The 20,314-nt window shown below is 40.9% G+C and carries 19 protein-coding genes and 1 pseudogene; 2 read left to right on the top strand and 18 right to left on the bottom strand.

All coding sequences use genetic code 11. From position 1 onward, the window contains the following. Positions 1–107 precede the first annotated feature (107 nt). The 15 genes and pseudogenes from ABJL82_RS13715 to ABJL82_RS13645 form a co-directional block, all read right to left on the bottom strand. Positions 108–293: a hypothetical protein gene (locus tag ABJL82_RS13715; protein ID WP_347275263.1), complete on the bottom strand. Its 186-nt coding sequence runs from the start codon at positions 291–293 to the stop codon at positions 108–110. A 1-nt stretch (position 294) separates the two neighbouring features. Then, positions 295–483, bottom strand: a pseudogene (locus ABJL82_RS13710) (BrnT family toxin); the annotation flags it as partial. 270 nt (positions 484–753) lie between these two features. Further along, the gene (locus ABJL82_RS13705; protein WP_347275262.1) at positions 754–969 is read right to left on the bottom strand and encodes a type II toxin-antitoxin system HicA family toxin; all 216 of its coding nucleotides are present in this window, start codon (positions 967–969) and stop codon (positions 754–756) included. Then, positions 966–1,166 carry a type II toxin-antitoxin system HicB family antitoxin gene (locus ABJL82_RS13700; protein WP_347275260.1) on the bottom strand — a complete coding sequence of 67 codons (201 nt, stop codon included), beginning with the start codon at positions 1,164–1,166 and terminating at the stop codon, positions 966–968. Before ABJL82_RS13700 ends, ABJL82_RS13705 begins: the two co-directional genes overlap by 4 nt. Before the next feature lie 276 nt (positions 1,167–1,442). Beyond that, positions 1,443–1,721 (bottom strand): type II toxin-antitoxin system RelE/ParE family toxin, encoded by a 279-nt coding sequence (locus ABJL82_RS13695; protein WP_347275259.1) that lies wholly within the window; start codon positions 1,719–1,721, stop codon positions 1,443–1,445. Then, the gene (locus ABJL82_RS13690) at positions 1,709–1,918 is read right to left on the bottom strand and encodes a hypothetical protein (RefSeq protein WP_347275258.1); all 210 of its coding nucleotides are present in this window, start codon (positions 1,916–1,918) and stop codon (positions 1,709–1,711) included. The genes ABJL82_RS13695 and ABJL82_RS13690 overlap by 13 nt, the downstream gene beginning before the upstream one ends. Positions 1,919–2,011: 93 nt before the next feature. Further along, positions 2,012–2,155, bottom strand: coding sequence for a hypothetical protein (locus tag ABJL82_RS13685; protein ID WP_347275257.1), 144 nt, complete (start codon positions 2,153–2,155; stop codon positions 2,012–2,014). Then, positions 2,152–2,352: a type II toxin-antitoxin system HicB family antitoxin gene (locus ABJL82_RS13680; protein ID WP_347275256.1), complete on the bottom strand. Its 201-nt coding sequence runs from the start codon at positions 2,350–2,352 to the stop codon at positions 2,152–2,154. The genes ABJL82_RS13685 and ABJL82_RS13680 overlap by 4 nt, the downstream gene beginning before the upstream one ends. Before the next feature lie 212 nt (positions 2,353–2,564). Beyond that, positions 2,565–3,353: a hypothetical protein gene (locus ABJL82_RS13675; RefSeq protein ID WP_347275255.1), complete on the bottom strand. Its 789-nt coding sequence runs from the start codon at positions 3,351–3,353 to the stop codon at positions 2,565–2,567. 190 nt (positions 3,354–3,543) lie between these two features. Next, the gene (locus ABJL82_RS13670) at positions 3,544–4,563 is read right to left on the bottom strand and encodes a hypothetical protein (protein WP_347275254.1); all 1,020 of its coding nucleotides are present in this window, start codon (positions 4,561–4,563) and stop codon (positions 3,544–3,546) included. A 612-nt stretch (positions 4,564–5,175) separates the two neighbouring features. Further along, complete coding sequence (locus ABJL82_RS13665) at positions 5,176–9,645, bottom strand: AAA domain-containing protein (protein WP_347275253.1); 4,470 nt, start codon at positions 9,643–9,645, stop codon at positions 5,176–5,178. Positions 9,646–9,918: 273 nt separating this feature from the next. Further along, on the bottom strand, positions 9,919–10,071 hold the full coding sequence (locus ABJL82_RS13660; protein ID WP_347275252.1) for a hypothetical protein: 153 nt from the start codon (positions 10,069–10,071) through the stop codon (positions 9,919–9,921). 24 nt (positions 10,072–10,095) lie between these two features. Beyond that, a complete protein-coding gene (locus ABJL82_RS13655; protein WP_347275251.1) occupies positions 10,096–10,503 on the bottom strand; it encodes a hypothetical protein in 408 nt (135 codons plus the stop codon). Positions 10,504–10,539: 36 nt separating this feature from the next. Then, the gene (locus ABJL82_RS13650; protein ID WP_347275250.1) at positions 10,540–11,178 is read right to left on the bottom strand and encodes a carboxypeptidase-like regulatory domain-containing protein; all 639 of its coding nucleotides are present in this window, start codon (positions 11,176–11,178) and stop codon (positions 10,540–10,542) included. Between the two features lie 111 nt (positions 11,179–11,289). After that, positions 11,290–11,613, bottom strand: a complete 324-nt coding sequence (locus ABJL82_RS13645; protein ID WP_157820478.1) for a hypothetical protein — start codon at positions 11,611–11,613, stop codon at positions 11,290–11,292. 247 nt (positions 11,614–11,860) lie between these two features. Here ABJL82_RS13645 and ABJL82_RS13640 point away from each other — a divergent pair, with 247 nt between their 5' ends. Together ABJL82_RS13640 and ABJL82_RS13635 are read left to right on the top strand one after the other, a co-directional pair. Then, entirely contained in the window at positions 11,861–12,478 is a 618-nt protein-coding gene (locus tag ABJL82_RS13640) for a sigma-70 family RNA polymerase sigma factor (RefSeq protein WP_347275249.1), read from the top strand. A 626-nt stretch (positions 12,479–13,104) separates the two neighbouring features. Next, positions 13,105–16,950 carry a protein kinase gene (locus tag ABJL82_RS13635; protein WP_347275248.1) on the top strand — a complete coding sequence of 1,282 codons (3,846 nt, stop codon included), beginning with the start codon at positions 13,105–13,107 and terminating at the stop codon, positions 16,948–16,950. A gap of 397 nt (positions 16,951–17,347) precedes the next feature. On the opposite strand, the gene ABJL82_RS13630 is transcribed toward ABJL82_RS13635, so the two are convergent. The 3 genes from ABJL82_RS13630 to ABJL82_RS13620 all read right to left on the bottom strand — a co-directional run bounded on the left by ABJL82_RS13630 (position 17,348) and on the right by ABJL82_RS13620 (position 20,209). After that, positions 17,348–17,713 carry a hypothetical protein gene (locus tag ABJL82_RS13630; protein ID WP_347275247.1) on the bottom strand — a complete coding sequence of 122 codons (366 nt, stop codon included), beginning with the start codon at positions 17,711–17,713 and terminating at the stop codon, positions 17,348–17,350. A gap of 361 nt (positions 17,714–18,074) precedes the next feature. Continuing rightward, positions 18,075–19,220, bottom strand: coding sequence for an alanine--glyoxylate aminotransferase family protein (locus ABJL82_RS13625; protein ID WP_347275246.1), 1,146 nt, complete (start codon positions 19,218–19,220; stop codon positions 18,075–18,077). A 29-nt stretch (positions 19,221–19,249) separates the two neighbouring features. Continuing rightward, the gene (locus ABJL82_RS13620; RefSeq protein WP_347275245.1) at positions 19,250–20,209 is read right to left on the bottom strand and encodes a tetratricopeptide repeat protein; all 960 of its coding nucleotides are present in this window, start codon (positions 20,207–20,209) and stop codon (positions 19,250–19,252) included. Positions 20,210–20,314: the final 105 nt, after the last annotated feature.

The following is a 20,314-nucleotide window of genomic DNA, read 5'->3' as shown; positions in this document are numbered from 1 at the left end:
AATATTTTTCTTTTTAGTAAGGTGTTTTCGCGACGAAACAAACAAAAAATACATTTAGAGACGCATAATAGTCCAAAATATTATCCCATTGTGTGTAGATGGTTAAATCACGCTTGTTTTAGGTCTAGTATAACCGCCCCCTCTTTTGGCGTCACCTCCTTAACAACAGTAGTGCCATTCGCTTCATGAACAGTAATTGTATATCCAGCCTGCATGGCTCTATAATGCTTACCACGTACTCCACTACTGAAATCATATTCAGCGCGCATATCGTTATTCTCAAGCTGTGCCATTTTATTTACCTCCTTCTTCATAAAGTGACAGCTCCGACTGGCTTGCCTTGCGACAACTGATAATACGAATATTTGAACTTCGCTCAGTATAAACCACTACCAACACATGACCCTTATCAGAGCTTCCGATGTCAATATACCGTTGCACATCCACTGAATGGTCTGGATCAGAAATCGTCATTGAAAAAGGATCAAGGAAAACCGTTGTCGCCTCTTCAAAACTAACTCTGTGCTTTTTGAGATTCTTTTTGCCTTCTCGTCATCCCATTCAAAGTTTACTTTCATCACCGTTTCCCTAAATCATAAAGTTTCATTCAAGCAGAACACCAAGCTCATCGGTTCTTAACGGCGGCGGTTTTTGCCGTCCGCTGCATTGAATTGTTAGGCGTTTTCTATTTGTGATCCTTGTACCTTTTAAGCTAAAAACTTTTACCGATCACCCCCTTTATAAAAACTAATCTTACAGATTCTGCATAAACTCCTCAATATCAATCTCTGCATCTCTAAGAGCTCCTTTTAGGGTAGATCTATCAACTTCGCCATGAAATGGGAAAACTATTTTCCTACCATCCGGGTGCTTCATTTTTACATGGCTGCCTTTTCGATTAATTTCGTTAAATTCCGTCCGTTTTAAAGCTGCCAAAACCTCTCGTCCTGATAATATCGGGAGTTTCATATCGCCACTTCATAAACTTTATGCTTACTGTTTTCTGTTAACTCCTCGTCAGGTTCTAAATATAATTCTATTGCTTCCCGAATATTCTGCAATGCCTCCTCTTCTGTCCTTCCCTGACTCCAACAGCTTTTTAACGATGGACAACATGCTACAAAATAACCATCCTCTCCTTGCTCCAGTATAACTTTTATTTTCATATCTTTTATTCTCCTCGTTGAGTTTTATTAACCTATCATATTTATCGAGTAGTCATGGCAATAGTCGTTGATTCTAATTCCTACCGCAGTTACTTTGATTTGGTATTCTGCCATCCAAAACTATCTCCAAATAACTGAAATCCACAACAAGGACATGTCTCTTTGTCGTACTAAAACATTTATGAAATATAGGGATACTTCCCATATTTATCCACCAGATCAAACAAGAAATATGGGAAGTGTCCCCTAATTGCCAAAGCAAAGCGAAACCCAACATCAACCTTTTATAGAATGATAGTCTTTGCCTCTATGTTCAATCTCGTAAATCTTTATATGTTTTGCATCGTCATAAACCCAGTAAATTACACGATAATCCCCAACCCTGACTTTGCAAAGTCCGCGTAAATCATCAGGTAGAGATTTGAGAGGATGATGGATTACTTTGTCGGCGTTTTCAGCAAGCCAGTCAATCTTTTGGGCAATCCTTTTTTGTACAGGTTTATCTAATTTTCTAAAAGTGTCCTCGGCATCGGGTAAAAACGTTATTTTATACATAGTTCTTCCCAGAGGGATTGCCAGTCTTTTCCTTTTCCCTGCATATCATCCTGTCTTGCTTTGCGCATTATTTTTATAAACTCAGGATTTTGTGATAGAAGCCAGTCTTCAAGGTCTTCTTTTGTATCAGCGGTTTCAAAAACACTCAGTGGAAATGTAACTGTCTGCTTTTTTGATTTTTTCCTGGTTAATGCCATGCAATTTTTCCTTTCTTTTTCTTTATACACCTTCAGAATTAAAACCATCTGCAATCAGAATTCCACCGTCCGAAATCCTGACACAGCGAAAGCTTAACCATCTTTCAACACAGAATCAATAATTAAGTATGGTGTCCCCAGAATTACCTCATGGCTGCCTTTTCGATTAATTTCTTTAAATTCCATCCGTTTTAAAGCTGCCAAAACCTCTCGTCCTGATAATATCGGGAGTTTCATATCGCCACTTCATAAACTTTATGCTTACTGTCTTCTGTTAACTCCTCATCCGGTTCTAAATATAATTCTATTGCTTCCCGAATATTCTGCAATGCCTCCTCTTCTGTCCTTCCCTGACTCCAACAGCTTTTTAACGATGGACAATATGCAGCAAAGTAGCCATCTTCTCCTTGCTCCAGTATAACTTTTATTTTCATATCTTTTATTCTCCTCGTTGAGTTTTATTAATCTATCATATTTATTGAGTAGTCATGGCAATAGTCGTTGATTCTAATTCCTACCGCAGTTACTTTGATTTGGTATTCTGCCATCCAAAACTATCTCCAAATAACTGAAATTCACAACAATGACATGTCTCTTTGCCGTACTAAAACATTTATGAATATGGGGAAAGCAACCTTTTTCATCTTTATTGGTTGATTAACTGTTCTATTTCCTTTTCCAGTTCTTCTTTTCTTACTGGGTCAATAGTTTGTTGCCACATTTTTAAGAGGTTGCTTGATTCATAAATTTTTTGTCGTTCTTCGGGATTAACTTCAATAGTATCGAGCAACGATTTTGCCTCATTTTGCATAATTTTTGGAAAAAACTTTAATACATCAAAGCTATCAAGACTAGCCTCTAGCGTGCTTTGGGCAAGAAGGACTTTTGCTATAGCTTTGCTGGCATCGGAAATTTTTTTCTCGGCTTGTTGGGCATGTTCTAAAGCCTTTTTCGCATCTTCACGCTCTTTTTTTGCTTCATTATATTGCCAATAAGCAACAACTAAAAGAAAAATAGAAATGAACGTCGCAACATGATTAATATACTGGTTAAACCACTGGATACGCTTTTTCTGATAGTGCCCACAGTGAAAGCATATCTTTGCATTTTGTTTAATTTTCTCTTTGCAATAATAGCAGTCTACATTTTGATTTTCAGTCATTTGTTTTTTGTGATAATTGGTGTATCTATCAATCGAATATCTAATCACCATAATAATCACAAAGACAACGATACCTGAAAATACTCCACCGTAATTATTGCACGTGATCTCAAGGAACGCAGCGAATTCTGGCCAACTATGAATTAAATAGTACAATAAGTAATCTCCAGGATAAAAACAAAGCCACTTAAACCACAACCACACGTCACTAATTGTGGTTGAGCCGCTACAGTTCATATCCGCTACGAACCCCCATTCCCTTAGATCGGACACTTATTATGTCTCCTATTTACAATCCACATATAAAAGTTTTCAAATTACGGCATATCGCTCATAAATTATTTTGAGCAATTTTTCTTCCATTTCCTTGTTAATTTTCTTCGTGATCACAAAGACTCCTAACTTTAAATTATGGGGTTTTGGTGGAGCGCCAGCGCAACCAAAATCCCTCTTGAACAATTTGTTAGATATCAAATTTTTCCTCATAATAAAGTTTTGAAAACCAGTCTTGAAGGTCTTTCAATGAGTCCGTTTTATAATGCTCTCCATTTCTTAAGAACTTACCTTCAATAGAAACAGAATACTTCCATTCAAAAGTCCTTCTTGGCCAGATAGCTATAGATGATTTCCAAAAATCTGAATTAATAATACTATGCCCAAGAGGGAAATAATTTTTCCAACATTTAACAATTTCCTCTTGTTTTTTTATATCAATAATTTCCGCATGACAAAACTGTTTGAAATTATTTGTTGGTGTAGGATTCCAATTTTCAAGTAAAAGCTGACGAGCATTAAAATCTGTGGCTGGTCCAGAATAACCAAATATGGTTATTTGAAATGCTTCTTTTAATTTTTCTGTAACCTTTTCCCAATCTCTTTTTATTAAATTATCATTAGTATAATCTTTATTTTCAACAGGATAAAATAGTTTGCTTTGTTTTAATGTTGTATTACATATTGTGCATATCTCAGATGGTACACCTAAAATATCATGCTCATTGCATGTTGCAAAAGCTACACAACCATGTAAAAAACGTATATCAGGTAACTTTGCTACATCTTTATTTCTTCTATAAGCTTGGATTAGGAATGGATCCCAATTAAATGTGGCAATAATGTCTTTTGAACGAAGTCCTAATACAAGATAATCATATATCGTTGGATAATCAGGTAAGTGCAAACTTTCAAAATAAGATACAATTGTTTTTTCAATTTTTAATAATTGAGAAGAATAAATGTCTTTTTGTTTAAGCCATGAAAATTGGCTTTCAAAGTTTCCAGGTGGCGGGCAAGCATTTTCCATTAACTCCTTCCACTCTGCAACTACCCCTTTTATATTGGGTAATTCGTCAAGTAAGGGAATTTTTTTGCCATATTTATCCCCTTGTGGCATTGCCGCCCTGCTCGCACCAGCCCCAAGAATTACTACATGAGGTCTTGATCCAATAGATGGTTTTAAAAAAACATTTTTCTCTTGTAACATTTTTAACCAATGTATTTATTGCAATTTTTATTATTTAACGGCTTGGGTAACGGGCGCGCCGTAAGGAGCATCCTGTTGACCTAATGGTTAAGTCACTTTCTTTCCAATGGTTGCGAGGATGAAATCTTCCAGCTTTTCTCTCAATTCCGGTTCATTTTCCCATACGATGTGATTGTATTACCTTGTATCGAAATTGATATTCTGCGAGTCATCATGTCGGACACACCAGATGACAGGCAGCCCTAAGCCGTATGCAAAACCTGCCTCATAATAGACTCCAGGCTTTTGCTGCGTTACATCCGCTACAATAAATCCAGAGTTTCGTATCTCGGCAATGGTTTTCGCATCAATTCGTTCAAGATGCGGCTACGAGTCCACCCGATATGGCCGATAACCCATGGCTTCAATGTCCGGTGCTATTGCATTCTCGTAGACGGGGAGCAAGGTCTTATCAAATGACATCGCTACGAATGCTTTGGTTTTTAAATATAGGGACACTTCCCTTATTTTCCCAAACAAGATCAAGCAAGCAATATGGGAAGTGCCCCCTAATTATCCAAACACATAATCACTAATCAAGATGTGACCCCATGCTCTCCTTGTATTCGCGCTTCATGACTTGGGGAAAATCTCTCGTTCCTCCAGCGCACGCCAAAGCCCTTTTAGCGCGTCATCTTTGTTAGAGTAGAAGGCCGATTCTCTGACGCGGAAGAACTCCCAGCCGCACCGCTTTAATTGCAGCTGGCGTTGCATATCCTCTTCGTATCGGTTGGGGCCATGCCAATGGTCACCGTCACACTCGACTGCCAGGCGCGCGTTGCCTCCTTCTATAACAATATCTATTCGCTTGCCAGCGATTTCATACTGCGGAATGACGTTGAAACCCCGCCGCGCCAACTCCAATGCAACATCTATCTCAAACCAACTTTCAAATGGCTCGGGGGGATTTACAACTCGTCGATTATCTTGAAAGGTGCGCCGCTCAAGCTCATTACGCTCAATTCCGGCAATCTGTTGTGGTTTCGTGTTCTCGAAGAAACCAAGGAGTCGTCGACGAAGACAGGAGGCGCTGAGATCGTCACAAGTGACAGAGTAGAACAGGATCATCTGGTCGCGGGCGCGGCTGGCGGCGACATTGAACCGCCGTTCGTCCGAAGCCTTCGTTAGAGGGCCAATTCTTTCATTGTTGGCCGCAACAAGCGATAGCAACATGATGTCGCGCTCATCACCCTGAAAACTGTATGGATTACCGCAGACCAAATGCCGCTGCTCCATTTCCTCGGCACCCAACTGTTCAAGCAATTGGTTCTCAATCAAAGCCGCCTGTGCTTCACCTTGAAGCACAACCACGCCCATCGACTTGTCGTCATACCTGGTGTCGCCACACAGTTCGACGATCTTTTTAACGATGGCTTCGGCCTCAGGGCGATTGATCGTCCGGTTGTATGAACCTTCGCGATACCCTCCATTTACAAAAACAAGTTCAAGAGGAGCTAATCGGTTAGGCCCATATTGCCTCAAGGGAATCAACGGCGTATCTGAATAGCAAAGGTCATTGCTGAAACGAATAATCTCCGGCATGCAGCGGAAGTGCTCGCGTAGGGTAATTCGTTGAGTTCCATAGCGAAGTTTACCGTGATCAAACAGGCTGCTTTCGACATCGAATGACGACTTGAATTGGAAATCATGTAGGAACTCCTCCATCAAACGATGCACGGCATCTCGAGGCAAGCCTACAGCAGCCGGGCTGATCTGCTTATCATCGCCAACAATTAATACCTTCTTGCCTAGATAAAATAGAGGAAGTGCCTCTACTCCGCATTGCGATGCCTCATCTATGATAATGACATCAAACATACCAGGTACGGGATCCACCGTGTCCCAAACTCGGTGGAGAGGCATAACCCATGCCGGAACCGCCTCACGGCACTCATTGAGGTGCTGTTGAGCTTCACGCCTGTGGCGTGGCGCGTGTTTTCCTGTGCCTTTACCAAGCCGCCTCATAGACTGCTGCCAGGCTTCCATATGGCGTCGATGATTGCTATTGAGTCGGGAAAAGCAAAATGACCAGGCATGGAGCGAGGCGAGTTTAGCTATAATGGCGTTGATCTCGTCCTCGATCTGTTTGGCGTGCTTGGCGAGGGCAGGGATGTCCTCCTGCCGTATGTATTCCTCAATCCAATATTGCGCCTGCGCCCAATGCCAAGCGTTTCCAATTTGTTGAAGTCGCTCATCCCAATATGGCTCGTCACAGGTTCGCATCAATTCATCCGTGAGACGTGGGAGTAGGTGGCGCATTTTCGAGAGGTATTCATCCATCTTCTGAAGGCGCTGACGCTCCTTTTCCAATTCCTGAATCTTGCTCGCGGCATTCGCGAATCCATCTACATTGCGGTCACGAATCGCGTGTAGCAATTCGTTCGTTACCGGATGTGCGTTGCCCATGGCGGCAACGTACGATACCGGAGCCTCAATGCTTTGTATTTCTTCAGCTACAAGCTGCTTGCGGAGACGGATATGCGCAAGGCCGCATGACGCGATTATCCTTTCAACCTGAGATTCGTCAGCCCAAAAGGGTTCGCTTATAGCCTGAAACTGGCGTATGATCCCACGGCATTCTCCAATGAGCGTTTCAAGCGACAAGGCATTTTCAAGAGCGTCACACAGTGATTTGAGCGCAGTCAATTGTAGAGCATAAGGGCCTTGAATCTTATCGGTTCGCCCCACCCAGAACCCCCACGCCTTCTCACACTCGATCCGGACATGCAATACATCGGAAAGATTTGAAAAATGTTCGACAGCGGAACAAGACCGTCCTCCAATACGCACAGTCTTGATTACATGGAGGCGCTCTTTGACCTCTTTGGGCCGAAATGGGCCCCAACCCAGCTTCCCTCCACCCTCCATGTGCTCTTTCAGTTTTCTGGCATCTTCTCGTAGCGTACTGATATTGGTATTGTCTGGGAAAACAATACTTGTATTGTCAGCGATTGTGACTACAGTTTCGACTGATGCAATAGCATCTCCCGTGATACGGAAAAGCTCGCACCACAAGGATGAATTACCTCCCAAGATATCGCGTAATGCATCTGCCATCCATGAATGGGGCGACGCCATCATCCTTCTTCGTGCGTCGCGAAAATTGGAGAAAGCGTCACGAATCGTTTCGATGGTCGCGAAATTGCCCTTTGATATCAGATCGGCGATACGTTCATCTGCCCCGATTACCGAGTTGCTTTCGTCCTCAGTCGCTTTCACCTCGTTCTTAGCAAGATTGGCCAACTGTTCTGTGGAAGGCAAGGCATTTGGCCATTCAAGGCTCAATTCTTGACGCTTTTCTGGTGCAAAACAACGAATGTCCGCAAGAAAACCACGCAAATCGCTGGCGGATAACTGACAGGTCTTGTCCAAGGGGATGGTGTCCGTGAACCATTCGTAAAGGCTTCTGTCACGGTTGACGGCCTCCGCTATTCGGGCTGCCGTGCCTCGATATGTTCCGTCCGCAATGGATTGGGGTTGGGTTTCGGATTCCCGGATATCGCGGAGCCGCCGGTTAACCTTGGCTCTCTCCTGCCGGAGGCTTTGGAGTCGATCTTCTAGTTCCGTTCGCTCATGTTTAGCCCGATCCTCTTTCCATTCATCATTCTTGCGGAGTATGCCGCCGACGCTGGATTCCAAAGATCGCCGCTCCTCAAGACCGCTGCCAAGCAAGTTGATGCAGAGAGGGCGTAATTCTTTCGGGATGAGTCCTTCAAGTACCTGAAGAGCACGCGGCGTCTTGGCGGTGATAAGCGTTCGCTGGCCAGTGGCGAGCAAATGGCAAATGAGATTCGCGATAGTATGAGATTTTCCCGTACCGGGAGGCCCCTGCACAAGAACGCCATTTTCCGCACGAATCTTGTCAACGATACGTCGTTGATCTTCGTTCGATGGCTTTGGGAAGAAAACTTCTCCATCGAATGCGCTGCTTGATTCTTCCAAGCCATCGCCCGTTTCGTAATCATTCTTGTTGGAAATCTCGGCAAGGTCCGCGAATAAGTCAGGGATGCCTTCGCCATTTTCGATCCGCCCCTTGATCCGTTTCAAGGTTTCGGTAAGACCCTTTGCGGAGCGCTTTCGTAGGATCAAAGCGGGAGCATATTCGACAACTGGCTTCGCTGATACACGGATGCTTTTCGCCGCCAAGGAGTCGTCATACTCACCTTGGGAGTCGATCGAATGCACCAACGCCTTAAGCACGCTTTCAATGCCCCCTTTTTCCCATGGATCGTCTTCTTCTCCTGCCAACGAAGACTTCGCAGTTTCTTCGGCGCGCGGCGGTTGTTCCTCGACATCCAACATGTCGAATTCTGGCCGGAGTTTTGCCCCTTCGGTATGAGGCCGAACGGTGAATTTACCCAGATGAGCTTCAAACTCCAAAATGGCATCCGCGACAACCAAGTGACGTCTGACGCGCTGCCCAGTGGGCGTCTGCCAGGTAAGCAGACCCAACCCAAGTACGAGTTCGTATTCCTCGCCAAGCCTGAGTTGCTCTTGATGAATGGCAAAAAGCTCGGAATAGACACGGTGGATTTTTTCCCACGCATTGTGATCTTCCGTCCATGGTAGCCACTTGTCTTCAACATAACGTTCCCATGCCCGCAAAACTTCAGGATGTTCGCCAAGGCGTTCAGTGCGTGGCATGGTTTCCGGCTGATGCGATCCTTCGCGCCAGTCGGGATTTTGGACTTGTTGGGTAATTTCTGGGAGGAGTTCCGGCAAATCACTCTTATTGCAGAGCGCCGACTGGTTAACCCAGTCTTTGCATTGAATGGGAATGGCAGGCAATTCTGGCTCTCGCCGGTTTTGCACTTCCAGCCATTCATCCATCTCATGTTCCTCATCGCTCCCCCATGCCTGCGTAAAGCACCCCCGCTCATGTGGAACGTTTGATAGCCAAAGGACATTCTCGTATTCGGCAATGTCGCGGATCAGCTTTGCGCGAAGTAAAGCAAGTCGTGTCAAATAGTCGAGAAGCCTAACGGCTTTCTGCACCCTATGGCTATCTGCCTGTTGATCGTTTAAGAGTTCCCTAGTCCTCATAACTTTTCGCCTAACCAATAATTGCTAAGTTTATAGATAACATCGTATTAAAGTCCCTCATTGCTTTTTTACTATTGCCTACTCTTCAGAAAAACAGATAATTTCACATGTAGAATCCATCATTTTGCATATTATCTGTAATGAGTTGGGATTATTACATTTTCCTTGATGCTCCGCAAGAGGTTACTTTTGTATGTTTCGCGGACAGCCTGATTAGGTGCGCCCCTCCTTAATAATCAACCTTCTGATGCAAGATACTTTAAGAAAACTCAATCACCACTCATTGCCATCATATTCGTGTCCATCTCTTACGCACCATACATAATTGAAGGCGCTATTTCTGTGAACGGAGATTGCCAGGAGACTCAGGATGTCACTTCTGCACTTCTGGATACTTATTTCTCTCTCCACAACTCCCAATTCCATAAGCTTTGCTCGTCCTGACAATCTCTACTGTTTTTCCACATACCCCTCTCCGTTTTTGTGCGACCCAGAGCAATCGTTACCGGTAAAATCGAATTCTATATATGATCCATCATTATATGTTATATTGCCTCTGTAAGAGCCGGAACAACCTGATGTGGTTGATTTCATTTTTATCCTCTGCTTACCGCTGTCCTTTATTTTTAAGATAATCTTTCCCTTTGCGCCATTTCCTGCCTTATAAGTACCGCTGTATTTTGTGCTGCTCTTTTTTTTCAGCTTTACAGTTACACTTGTGCTGGAAAGTATACTCGATGAATAATAACCCTTCCATGTTCCCTCTAAACCATCACTTACTAAGGCGTATGCATCACTTTTTACCATAAAAACAATACACACCAAAGACACAATAAATAACAATATTCCCCTTTTCATTTTACCCTTCCTTTCTATATTAATCTTAATTTCCATTTACTCCGCTTTCCACAATTCACAATTTCCAACGTTTTGTTCGCCCTGGCAATCCATGCCATCAGTAAATACGAGTATAATTTTTTCTTCTGTAACAAATCCATTTCCTTCGATAAATCCCCTGCATGGCGCTGATTTCTCAATTTCAAATTCTATATCATCCCCGGATACCGTTCCGGTTAATTTCCCAAACGGGCGGCCATTTGCCAATATCGTTCCCGATATAATATCGTCGGTTTGTGTTATGGTTATTGATACGTCTAAATCCCATATACAAGTTTTCAAATATCCTTCCCATGCGCCTGACATACCAGATGCAATGTCTTTTTCTAAATAAAAACTTCCGATATTCATTTCATAACTATCGCCATTGATTGTTATTTCTTGTGTGGAGGTGATATACCCTTGTTTCTCGCATGTAACAGTATAAGTGTTTACTACAACGTCATATAGTTCAAAATCGCCGTTCCAGTCGGTCGTTGCCCTGTAATGGTCTGAATCGTTGTCGAGTCTTATAACAACATCCTCAAGTTCCATTCCTTCCATATTTTTTACCTTACCAGATACATCTACGTAGTCATATCCAAAGGCAACACTACAGGCAAACAAAAATGGCAATACAAATAACAGCTTTTTCATATTTACTCCTTCCTTTTAAAATTAAGCTTTAGGCGGCTTTCAATACTGTAGTGACAGGTTGACTGCTTGTTCCCAAACAAGAGTTTGGGAACAAGTCGTGAAATAATTAATTTATCTTCCTCCAAAAAAGTTACCAAAAGAGTTTGAGGATGAATATTGTCTCCCTGAGGAATAAGAATACTTTGGCGTAGAAAATGAATTACTTATTTGATAATTTGTAGTTCTTCTTGTGCCTCTTGTTCCTGAGTATGGGTTGATATTCGGGTATGTACTCCAGTTGTTATAAAAATTTCTATCAGGGTTTGACCTATAATGTGGTTTAACATAGGTTCCATTGTTTCTATAATATCCATGAACGTAATCATCTGCTTTAGAAGTCAGTGCGGCTATAAACACACTTGCTACAATAAGTGAAATTGCGATTGTTTTTTTCATTTTTATTACTCCTTTTAAATTTATGTTTAAAATATTTTTAATATTACTTGTCCTTCTTACTGGCTAAATAATTCGTTAAACGATTTAAGACCTCCTTTCAAAAAGGTTTTTTTGACAACTACAATTTTTATGCTCCTACTCTTAATAGCGGAAAAATTTGTAAAACCGAACGAAGTTAATTGACTTTTTTAGAAAAATAAATATTATTGCGGCTATAACTGGCTTTATTTATGGAGATTATGAAAACATGCCTGAATCCGTTAATCCACAAACACTTCATTTGGTTATGCTTGCAAAGTCTGGTGATCAACCGGCAATTGAAAAACTATATGAAATATACAGCGGGCGTATTCTAAGAATCGTCAGGATGCGCATGGGCAATGAATTGCGAAGTAAAATGCAATCAATGGATCTGGTTCAGGACGTATTATTGAGTTCTTTTCGTGATTTGAAACAGTTTACCTATAAAAATGAAGGTGATTTTTTACGATGGTTGTCACATATTGCGGAAAACAGAATACGTGACAAAATAGGCGAAATGAGGGCACAGGTGCGCGACCATAGAAGGGAACAGCCTTTAAGCAGCAATAAACAATTAAAAGATGACAGCAGTGTACATACATATGAACCAATGGATTCAGCAACACCCAGCAAAATATTGTCTAAAGAGGAGGACCTTGACAAACTGGAAAAGGCTATGCAAAAACTAAAGCCGAAATATCGGGAGGTAATCCTGTTAACAAAGGCAGAAGGACTTTCACAAAAACAAGTTGGTGAAAAATTGGGCAAAAGCCCGGACGCCACCCGGATGCTGCTGGTAAGGGCGCTTAATGCCCTAAATAATGCTTTTGGGGAGAATAGGTAGCACTTTAGTTTTTTGAAAAATTCCAATAGTAACATTGTTTTGCTGCACGATGTAGGGGCGAAGCATTTGCCCGTTTGGGCATGAACGCATGTATGCCAGTTATGGCAAATGCTTCGCCCCTACGGTTTCAAAAACTAAAGTGTTACGAGAATAGAGAACAATAATTCCTAAGCAAGCATAGCCGGAACCAAACAAGCATAAATTACAAAGTCCTCCCCCCCAACCCCCTCCAAAGGGGGAGAATGTCCACCGTTTTTCTAAGGGGGACTTTTGAGGCAGGTGGCTTAACTTAATGACATTGGGGTGCAGGGGGTGGAATTGAAATTTTGAATTTATTTCGGATTTCGGATTTAGAAATTCGGATTTCACAATTAAATATTTTGTCAAAAACTTGTAACACTTTAGTTTTTTGAAAAGTCCCAGCAATCGGGATTCTAAGCCCACGAAATTCATGTAGCGCGACGAGGTTCGTCGCACCAAAAAAAAGTTGTGCGATTAAGGAATAGGGTCTACTCAAATAGTGCGACGAACCTCGTCGCACTACAAATGACAATTTCCAGTTTCAAAAGACTAAAGTGTTACAAAAACCTCGAAGAAATTACTGATAAGGTACTAAAATCTGTAAAATGAATCAACTTGACCAAATCGTCCAAAAATTTATAGATGATACGTTGCAGGGGAAGGATCCAGGGCTAGATGATGTCCTGAGAAAGTACCCTGACATAGCAGACGAGATCAAGAAACGGATTGAAAATCTTGAAAAAATCAACAGTTTATTTGCTTCCCTTACAGGAGAGGATGAAAACGACCGTTTAGCACATCAGCTTATTGGCCAAAAGATGGGTGACTTTGAAATACTTGAGCTAATAGGCTCAGGCGGCATGGGAACTGTCTTTCTCGCCAGGCAAACCTCGTTGGACAGGCATGTGGCGCTTAAAGTTATCAGCGACGTCAGCGGGATTCGCAGTAAAACGCTGGAAAGGTTTAAACGAGAGGCAAATCTGCTGGCAAAGATATCTCATCCCAATATTGTGCAAATTTATGAAACCGGGCGGCACGGGCCATATTTCTACTTCGCAATGGAATACGTAAACGGCGCTTCATTAGGCAATGTGCTTGCAGACATGCGCTCATCAAACCAAAACACAAACGCCAGCGCTCTATTTTCTGATTATGTCAGGACGAAGAATACCGATTCTGTTGATACATCGCATATTAAACAAGGAAGGCCGGTAATTGACGATGAGTATATTCAAACCATTAGCAAAATAATCATAGATATTGCGTCTGCATTGGATCATGTACACAACAAGGGAATTTTACACAGAGATATTAAGCCGTCAAACATCCTGATTGACGCAGATGGCAATGCAAAATTAGTTGATTTTGGGCTGGCGAACAGCGAGACAAATCAGTCTATTACCATTACCGGCGAACTTTTTGGAACTCCGAATTATATGTCGCCGGAACAAATCCAATCCCCGGATAAAGTTGACCGCAGGAGCGATATATATTCATTAGGCGCAGCTTATTATGAGTGCCTTACATTCCATACCCCATTTGAAGGTGCGGCGATAAATGATGTTTTAACGAAGATCATATCAAAGGAACCGCCTTCTCCAAGAAGATACAGTCCGAAACTTTCAAAGGATTTGGATACCATTTTGCTGCATACCCTTAAAAAGAACCCTTGTGAGAGGTACAATTCAGCCCTTGAATTTGCCAATGATATAAGAAATGCCCTTGACTTCAAGCCCGTCATAGCACGGAAAACACCCTTCACTCTCAGAATGTATAAAACTATACGCAGAAATCCGGTAAAAACGGCTATGGGGTTTCTGGTTCTGTGTTTAATCTTTGCGTGTTTTGCCTTCTATCACCACAACCGGAAAAAAGAGAACGAAGCGCAAAGGGTTGCCTATGTCAATCAACTCCTTGATGAAGCGGAAGTATTATTGTGTCAAGCTGCTTTAAGTATAGGTTATTGGCCTCTGGTGGGAAGAGAGCAAATTATACAAAGAGCCGTTAGCAGATGTGATAAAGTTTTGCAAAATGATATGAATAATTGGTGGGCTTTTCTTCAAAGAGGAATGGCTTTTTTAATAAATGGGGAAGGGGCAAATGCTTTAAGAGATTTTGAGGCAGTAAAATCAATTAACCCAGACTTTAAATTGACTAACCTGTTAATTAATAATGCACTTTTTCAACTCAATAATAACGATTATTTAGACCTGCCTTTCAATATGCAGGGTACATGGAATTTCAGGGAAGACTATGTGTTTGGATTGTTTACTTTGCCATATAATGCACAAGAAAGCCTTAAGCTGTTTGAAAGTTGCCTGGAAAAGGAACCGGACTTTTACCCTGCCATGCTTGCGAGGATTTTTGCAAAGATTTTTATTGGGGAGAAAATAAGTTTTGACGAATGCAAAAGTATATCGAATTTCAAGCGTGACGTTGCGTTTGGATATGTTTTGAGTGGAAATATTTTGCATAATTTATTAGGAAATATTCAAGATGCTATTGTTGAATATAAAAAGGCAATAAAGTTGCAACCGTGGAATCCTGTTTGCTACTTACATTTAGCACTGGCATATGAAGACACGGGCAATGCGGTTATGGCAGAAGAATATTTCAACAAAGCACAGGAATTAGATGTTAGCTGTTTTACAGATTGCTATTTAGCTCCTTTCTATTACAGAGAAAAAAACTATCAAAAAGCCCTTAATGTATGTAATGAAGGTATTGCAAAAAAATGTGCTCCGGGTGCACTGGATGGACTTTTGACTACCAAATATTCGATTTTGCAAAAGACAGGTGATGCACAAGAATTAAAAGAGTGTGCTGCTTTAATAGAGGAAAACTTGAAAAAATTATTACATTGGGATTCTCACGGTATATATCATATTAAATATATGGACTTTTTATGTAATGACAATCGTTTATCCGATGCAAAAAAATTTTACGAAGATACCTTAGAAACAAACCCACAATATAGATTTGCTTTGGGCGTAAGGCTTTTACGTGGTTATTTTGCAAATGATTCCCCAGAGAATAACATATTCGGGAATGAACAATTTTATAAGACACTACAACGATATGCGTGGGCGTCGAAATTTCCACAAAATAATTTATTCAAAAATGGGCAATTTTATCAGACACTCCAAACTCTAGTTAAAGAAATTAAATTTATAGGCGACATTGACAATGATCGAGATTACACATCTAAACTCATGATTTTATGGATGTGGTGCGATTATAATTATTATTCATACACAAAAAGCGAGGAGGAAGTTTGTAAGTTATGGATGGATTTATTAGAAAAATTTCCAGAAAACGGTGATCTATGGTCAGATTACGCAAACTTTCTTATTATAGTGATGCAAAATAGTGAAAAAAAAACAATTGAGGCATGCAGGCAAGCATTAAGATACATAATGGATGATCGTCAAAGAATATATGTTAAATATCAGTTAGCAAGGATGCTTTACCTGAAAAAAGAGTATGAGGAAGCATTAAAGGAATTTGAAGCTTTAGTATATCTTCTTAAGGGAAAAACTTTTTACCCTGGAAACGATATATCATTGTGTCAAGAAAATCCTGATGCTGTTTCAAGAATTTTAGCGGAATGGATTTATACTGGTTTAGCCGACCTATACTATGTTCAAGAGAATTTTGATAATGCACTAATCGTTCTGGAAAAAGGATTAAAGAGTTTAGGAAACAGCATTATGCTGTATCGCAAAAAGGCATCAATTCTTACCAGAAAAGGCGAAATAAACAAAGCAATACAGACATATTTTAGCTATTTTGAGAACCTGCCGATTGATAAAGAGGAATTTGATTTCGCAGATGCATTCATAACTGACTATGATCTTTCTTCTTTCTTTGAATGGTGTGAGTATTTGGAGTTGTCATATATTGCGGATTGCATTATTTCTTTAACAAACCTCCTAATAGAAGAAGGCAAAATTGAAACCGCTGAAAAATTTCTCGAACAAGAGTTACTATATAAAAGAAAAATAAATACAAATAATCTTCATGAATTTCCGGAAAACAGGCGTAACATCTTGAATCTATTCCCCTATAGAGTACCAACTTCAGATATTCCTATGTATGAGACATCATTAATTCTGGCAAAATCAAAAATAGAATTTGCAAGAAACAGTTTCGATGATGGAATAAATGCATTGAACAATGCCCTGAAAATCCAGCCGGAATTGCCGTTTATTTGGGATGAATTGGAAAAGGCGTATCTACACAAAGGCCTTCTTCAAAAGGCAAAGGAAACGGCTGAATACGCAATCAAACTTCTTCCTAAGCAAAGGACTGGCTATTTATGGTTGGCCATTGTTTATCAATATCTAAGGGATTCTGAGAAGGCGATAAACGTGCTCAGGCAATATTTGTCCCAAAACCCGGATGACGCCTTTGTACAAAAGAGTCTTGATAGTATCGTAACTTCTCAATAAGTTGATGGAAACAACATTGCTTGTTCAAACGGAAGCATTCCCGATTTTTTGTAACCGTTTGTGTGATTGGGGCAAAACAACGCTGCCAGGGACTAATACTACTGTACGTTTCATTAAAACATGGCAGAGGTCACAAAAAACCGGGAATGCACATGGATCGACCCCACAAGGGCATAAAATCTGCAAGGGATGTGGCAAGCCTGTCCCCCGCTGGCGGGGGATTAAGGGGGTGGAATTGTCTGCGTAGGAAATCTGGGAGGTTTATAAATGGATATGAATGGGTAAAATGGAGAGTTGTTGTTTATGGAATACGGAAAAAGGGATAGCACAAGTTATGGTGCTATCCCTTTGTTTTCAAAAAACACGAGATCCAAATATTATAGTCGCTTTAATCCGATTATGTCCTTGCTTCTAAAATAATTTTCCCAGAAATACCGGAATCATGGCAATCTACTTCTATTGGAAACACTATACACTCAATTCCATCTAACGCCTCAGAGTCTTCAAAATTCAGCCGATAGTAACCTCTTCCTACATTTTCAAAATCAGTTATTTTCACATTAGCTCCACCCGGAAATGAAATCTGTGCATCCGTATCGGTTGCAAAGTAATCCTCTGGCAAGAAGTCGAGAGGATTTCCGTTGTACCCTACAGAGACTAGCACTACGATATGATCTGAAGAAACTACCGCTTTGGCAGAAAGTTGAAACTCCTTTGACGGACCTTTTTCTATTTCATCTTTTTTATCATCCATGTCATCCACTGAGGCTGTATCATCTGAATAATACTTATCATCGTTTCCAGTGGTGAAAACAAACCGTAAAATAGGCTTATATCTTTATTCTGCAAGTAGTTATACTTGCATAAACCATGAGGATTGTCAAGGGGTTTTTAACTTTAATTTGTTGATTTATAAATACTTACGCCATTTCTTCTCTGTCGGGCTAATACCTGCCCAAAACGCCTGGCCGGTGAACAATTGTTTTGGCTGAAAATAGTTTCTTATTCCCCTATGTGACCTTTTTAGGTCATAAATGTTTTCATTTGACCCTGTCTGCGGAGAAGGTACTATATGTTAAATCAGGCCTTCCTTCCGGTGGTACACATTATATAGTTATTATTGTTTATTTCCCCTTTACCAATAATGACTGTACTCTGGTTATTCCTTTCCCTAACTCAACCGGATAACCGGCTTCATGGAGGCCTTTCTCAAGCGCAGAAATCGCCAGAATAATATCAAAATCGTTGACATAGCCCATGTGGCCAATGCGCATCATCTTTCCCTTTAAGGAGTCCTGCCCTCCGGTAAAAGTAACGCCCGTTTCATCCCTTAATTTTTTAATAATTTTATCAACATCGACGCCTTCCGGCGCCTTTATGGCAGTCAAAACATTGCTTGAACTATTCCCGGCAAAGAGTTCCAATCCTAATGCCTTCACACCTTCCCTGGTGGCATTTGCGAGACGTTCATGCCTTGCCCACACATTCTCAATGCCTTCTTTTTTAATCATCTCCATTGCAGTCTTCATTGCCATAACGAGTGATACTGCAGGGGTAAATGGCGTTGTTTTGTTTTTCAGATTTTTGCGCATCTTTCTGAAATCCCAGTAATATCTGGGTAAATCTCCTTTTTCAACGGATTCCCACGCCCCGCTGTTTACGCAAACAAATGCCAGCCCCGGCGGCAACATGCACCCCTTCTGCGAACCGGTTACCGCTACATCAATATTCCATTCGTCCATCAGGAATTTATGAACGCCGATGCCGGTAATAGCATCCACTACTATCAGCGCACCGTATTTTTTCCCAATCTGTGAAATGGCCTTTATATCATGCAGCGCACCTGTCGATGTTTCGCTTTGTGTTGCAAAAACAACTTTTATTTCACTGTTTTTCTTAAGAACTTCTTCCACCCTGGAAGGTTCTACCCCTTTTCCATACTCCACACTAACGACCTCGGTTTCAATGCCAAAACACTTGCATAGCTCCACCCAACGTTCTCCGAATTTGCCCGAGGAAATTACCAGCGCTTTGTCTCCTTTCGACAGGACGTTGGCAACGCACGCCTCCATTGCGCCGGTGCCGGATGACATTAACGTATAAACCTCTCCTGTTTTTGTTTGAAACAGATACTTTAAATCCTCGCTCAATTCGTAAAATATTTGGGAAAATTGTGGTGTTCTGTGGTGTATCATTGGTTGCGCTTCAGCGAGCGAAACCTCAGGCGGTACCATTGTCGGCCCTGGGGTAAACAGATAGTTTTTCTTCATTAAAAAGTTCCTTTCTCAAAATAACTTAATTATTTCTTTTGTTGCAACTTTAATTGTTTATTGTACAGAGAAAAATAGTTTTCTGCTTTTTCTTCCATCCCTTTTGCCACGTAAACCTTGCCTAAATCATTATATGCCTCGATATTGTCCGGATTTGCCATAAGTGAAATCTCAAAGGCGTTAATTGCCTCGTCATATTGTTTTTTCTTTAGATAATTTAAACCTAAATGGTATTGGGCATTTGCATTACCGGAGTTGCATTCAACGGTTTTGTTATAATATGCGAGCGCTTCATCGATCTTCCCCATATTTTCATACAGAAAGGCAATATTAAATAATGTTTCTTCATGATAGGGATTAATTCCCAAAGCCTTATTGTATTCCACCAATGCTTCCTTATTCGACCCTTTCATTGTATAGACCAGTCCCAGATTAGAATAAGTTATCGCCAGATTGGGGTCCAGCTCAATACGTTTTTTAAGCACCTTAATTGCCTCGTCATACTTGCCGCTTTTCGCGTATGAAATGCCCAATAAGGAATATGCAACCTTATAATCAGGATTCATTTCAATCGTTTTCTTAAGATATTCAATGGCAGGTTCATATTCTTCCATATCAAAATATACGGTACCAATTTTAAAATATACCTGTGGTTGATTAGGGTTTATTTTCAGGACTTTTTGAAATAGCTCTATTGCCTCACTATCCATTCTTTTCTCTGCATACACTTCGCCAAGACTAATACAGGTATCAATATTATCCGGGTCTGTAGCGAGTGATTTCCTGAATAATTCAATTGCTTCATTATGTAGCCCGTATTTTGCATATTCTACACCTTGTAAATATAATTCGTGGGCCATGTTACTACTGGAAAGCATTTGGTCTTTTCCGGAGGATGCATACACGAAAGAACATTGAAAAGCACCGGCTAAAAGTATTGCCGGCAGATAATACGTTGCGGTTGATTTGAAAAAACGAAGAAAATTCACACAAACACCCCTTCTCTTTTAAAAGAGTAAAACTCCAGATAAATTTAAGACGGAATTTATTATATTTGTAAATAGCTATTTATTCAACGTTATCTTTCTGAAGAA

Origin of the sequence: Candidatus Kuenenia sp. (genome assembly GCF_039794105.1) — a bacterium.
Lineage (GTDB): Bacteria > Planctomycetota > Brocadiia > Brocadiales > Brocadiaceae > Kuenenia.
The sequence above is the reverse complement of the archived record's forward strand: the minus strand, read 5'-3'. Positions and strand labels throughout refer to the sequence as shown.

Excerpts from the sequence above, each read along its gene's own strand:
- ABJL82_RS13680 (WP_347275256.1), bottom strand. The coding sequence starts at position 2,352 with ATGAAAATAAAAGTTATACTGGAGCAAGGAGAAGATGGCTACTTTGCT.
- ABJL82_RS13660 (WP_347275252.1), bottom strand. The coding sequence starts at position 10,071 with ATGGAATTGGGAGTTGTGGAGAGAGAAATAAGTATCCAGAAGTGCAGA.
- ABJL82_RS13650 (WP_347275250.1), bottom strand. The coding sequence starts at position 11,178 with ATGAAAAAGCTGTTATTTGTATTGCCATTTTTGTTTGCCTGTAGTGTT.
- ABJL82_RS13645 (WP_157820478.1), bottom strand. The coding sequence starts at position 11,613 with ATGAAAAAAACAATCGCAATTTCACTTATTGTAGCAAGTGTGTTTATA.
- ABJL82_RS13640 (WP_347275249.1), top strand. The coding sequence starts at position 11,861 with ATGCCTGAATCCGTTAATCCACAAACACTTCATTTGGTTATGCTTGCA.
- ABJL82_RS13635 (WP_347275248.1), top strand. The coding sequence starts at position 13,105 with ATGAATCAACTTGACCAAATCGTCCAAAAATTTATAGATGATACGTTG.
- ABJL82_RS13670 (WP_347275254.1), bottom strand. The coding sequence starts at position 4,563 with ATGTTACAAGAGAAAAATGTTTTTTTAAAACCATCTATTGGATCAAGA.
- ABJL82_RS13700 (WP_347275260.1), bottom strand. The coding sequence starts at position 1,166 with ATGAAAATAAAAGTTATACTGGAGCAAGGAGAGGATGGTTATTTTGTA.
- ABJL82_RS13695 (WP_347275259.1), bottom strand. The coding sequence starts at position 1,721 with ATGTATAAAATAACGTTTTTACCCGATGCCGAGGACACTTTTAGAAAA.
- ABJL82_RS13665 (WP_347275253.1), bottom strand. The coding sequence starts at position 9,645 with ATGAGGACTAGGGAACTCTTAAACGATCAACAGGCAGATAGCCATAGG.
- ABJL82_RS13655 (WP_347275251.1), bottom strand. The coding sequence starts at position 10,503 with ATGAAAAGGGGAATATTGTTATTTATTGTGTCTTTGGTGTGTATTGTT.
- ABJL82_RS13685 (WP_347275257.1), bottom strand. The coding sequence starts at position 2,155 with ATGAAACTCCCGATATTATCAGGACGAGAGGTTTTGGCAGCTTTAAAA.
- ABJL82_RS13690 (WP_347275258.1), bottom strand. The coding sequence starts at position 1,918 with ATGGCATTAACCAGGAAAAAATCAAAAAAGCAGACAGTTACATTTCCA.
- ABJL82_RS13705 (WP_347275262.1), bottom strand. The coding sequence starts at position 969 with ATGAAACTCCCGATATTATCAGGACGAGAGGTTTTGGCAGCTTTAAAA.
- ABJL82_RS13715 (WP_347275263.1), bottom strand. The coding sequence starts at position 293 with ATGGCACAGCTTGAGAATAACGATATGCGCGCTGAATATGATTTCAGT.
- ABJL82_RS13625 (WP_347275246.1), bottom strand. The coding sequence starts at position 19,220 with ATGAAGAAAAACTATCTGTTTACCCCAGGGCCGACAATGGTACCGCCT.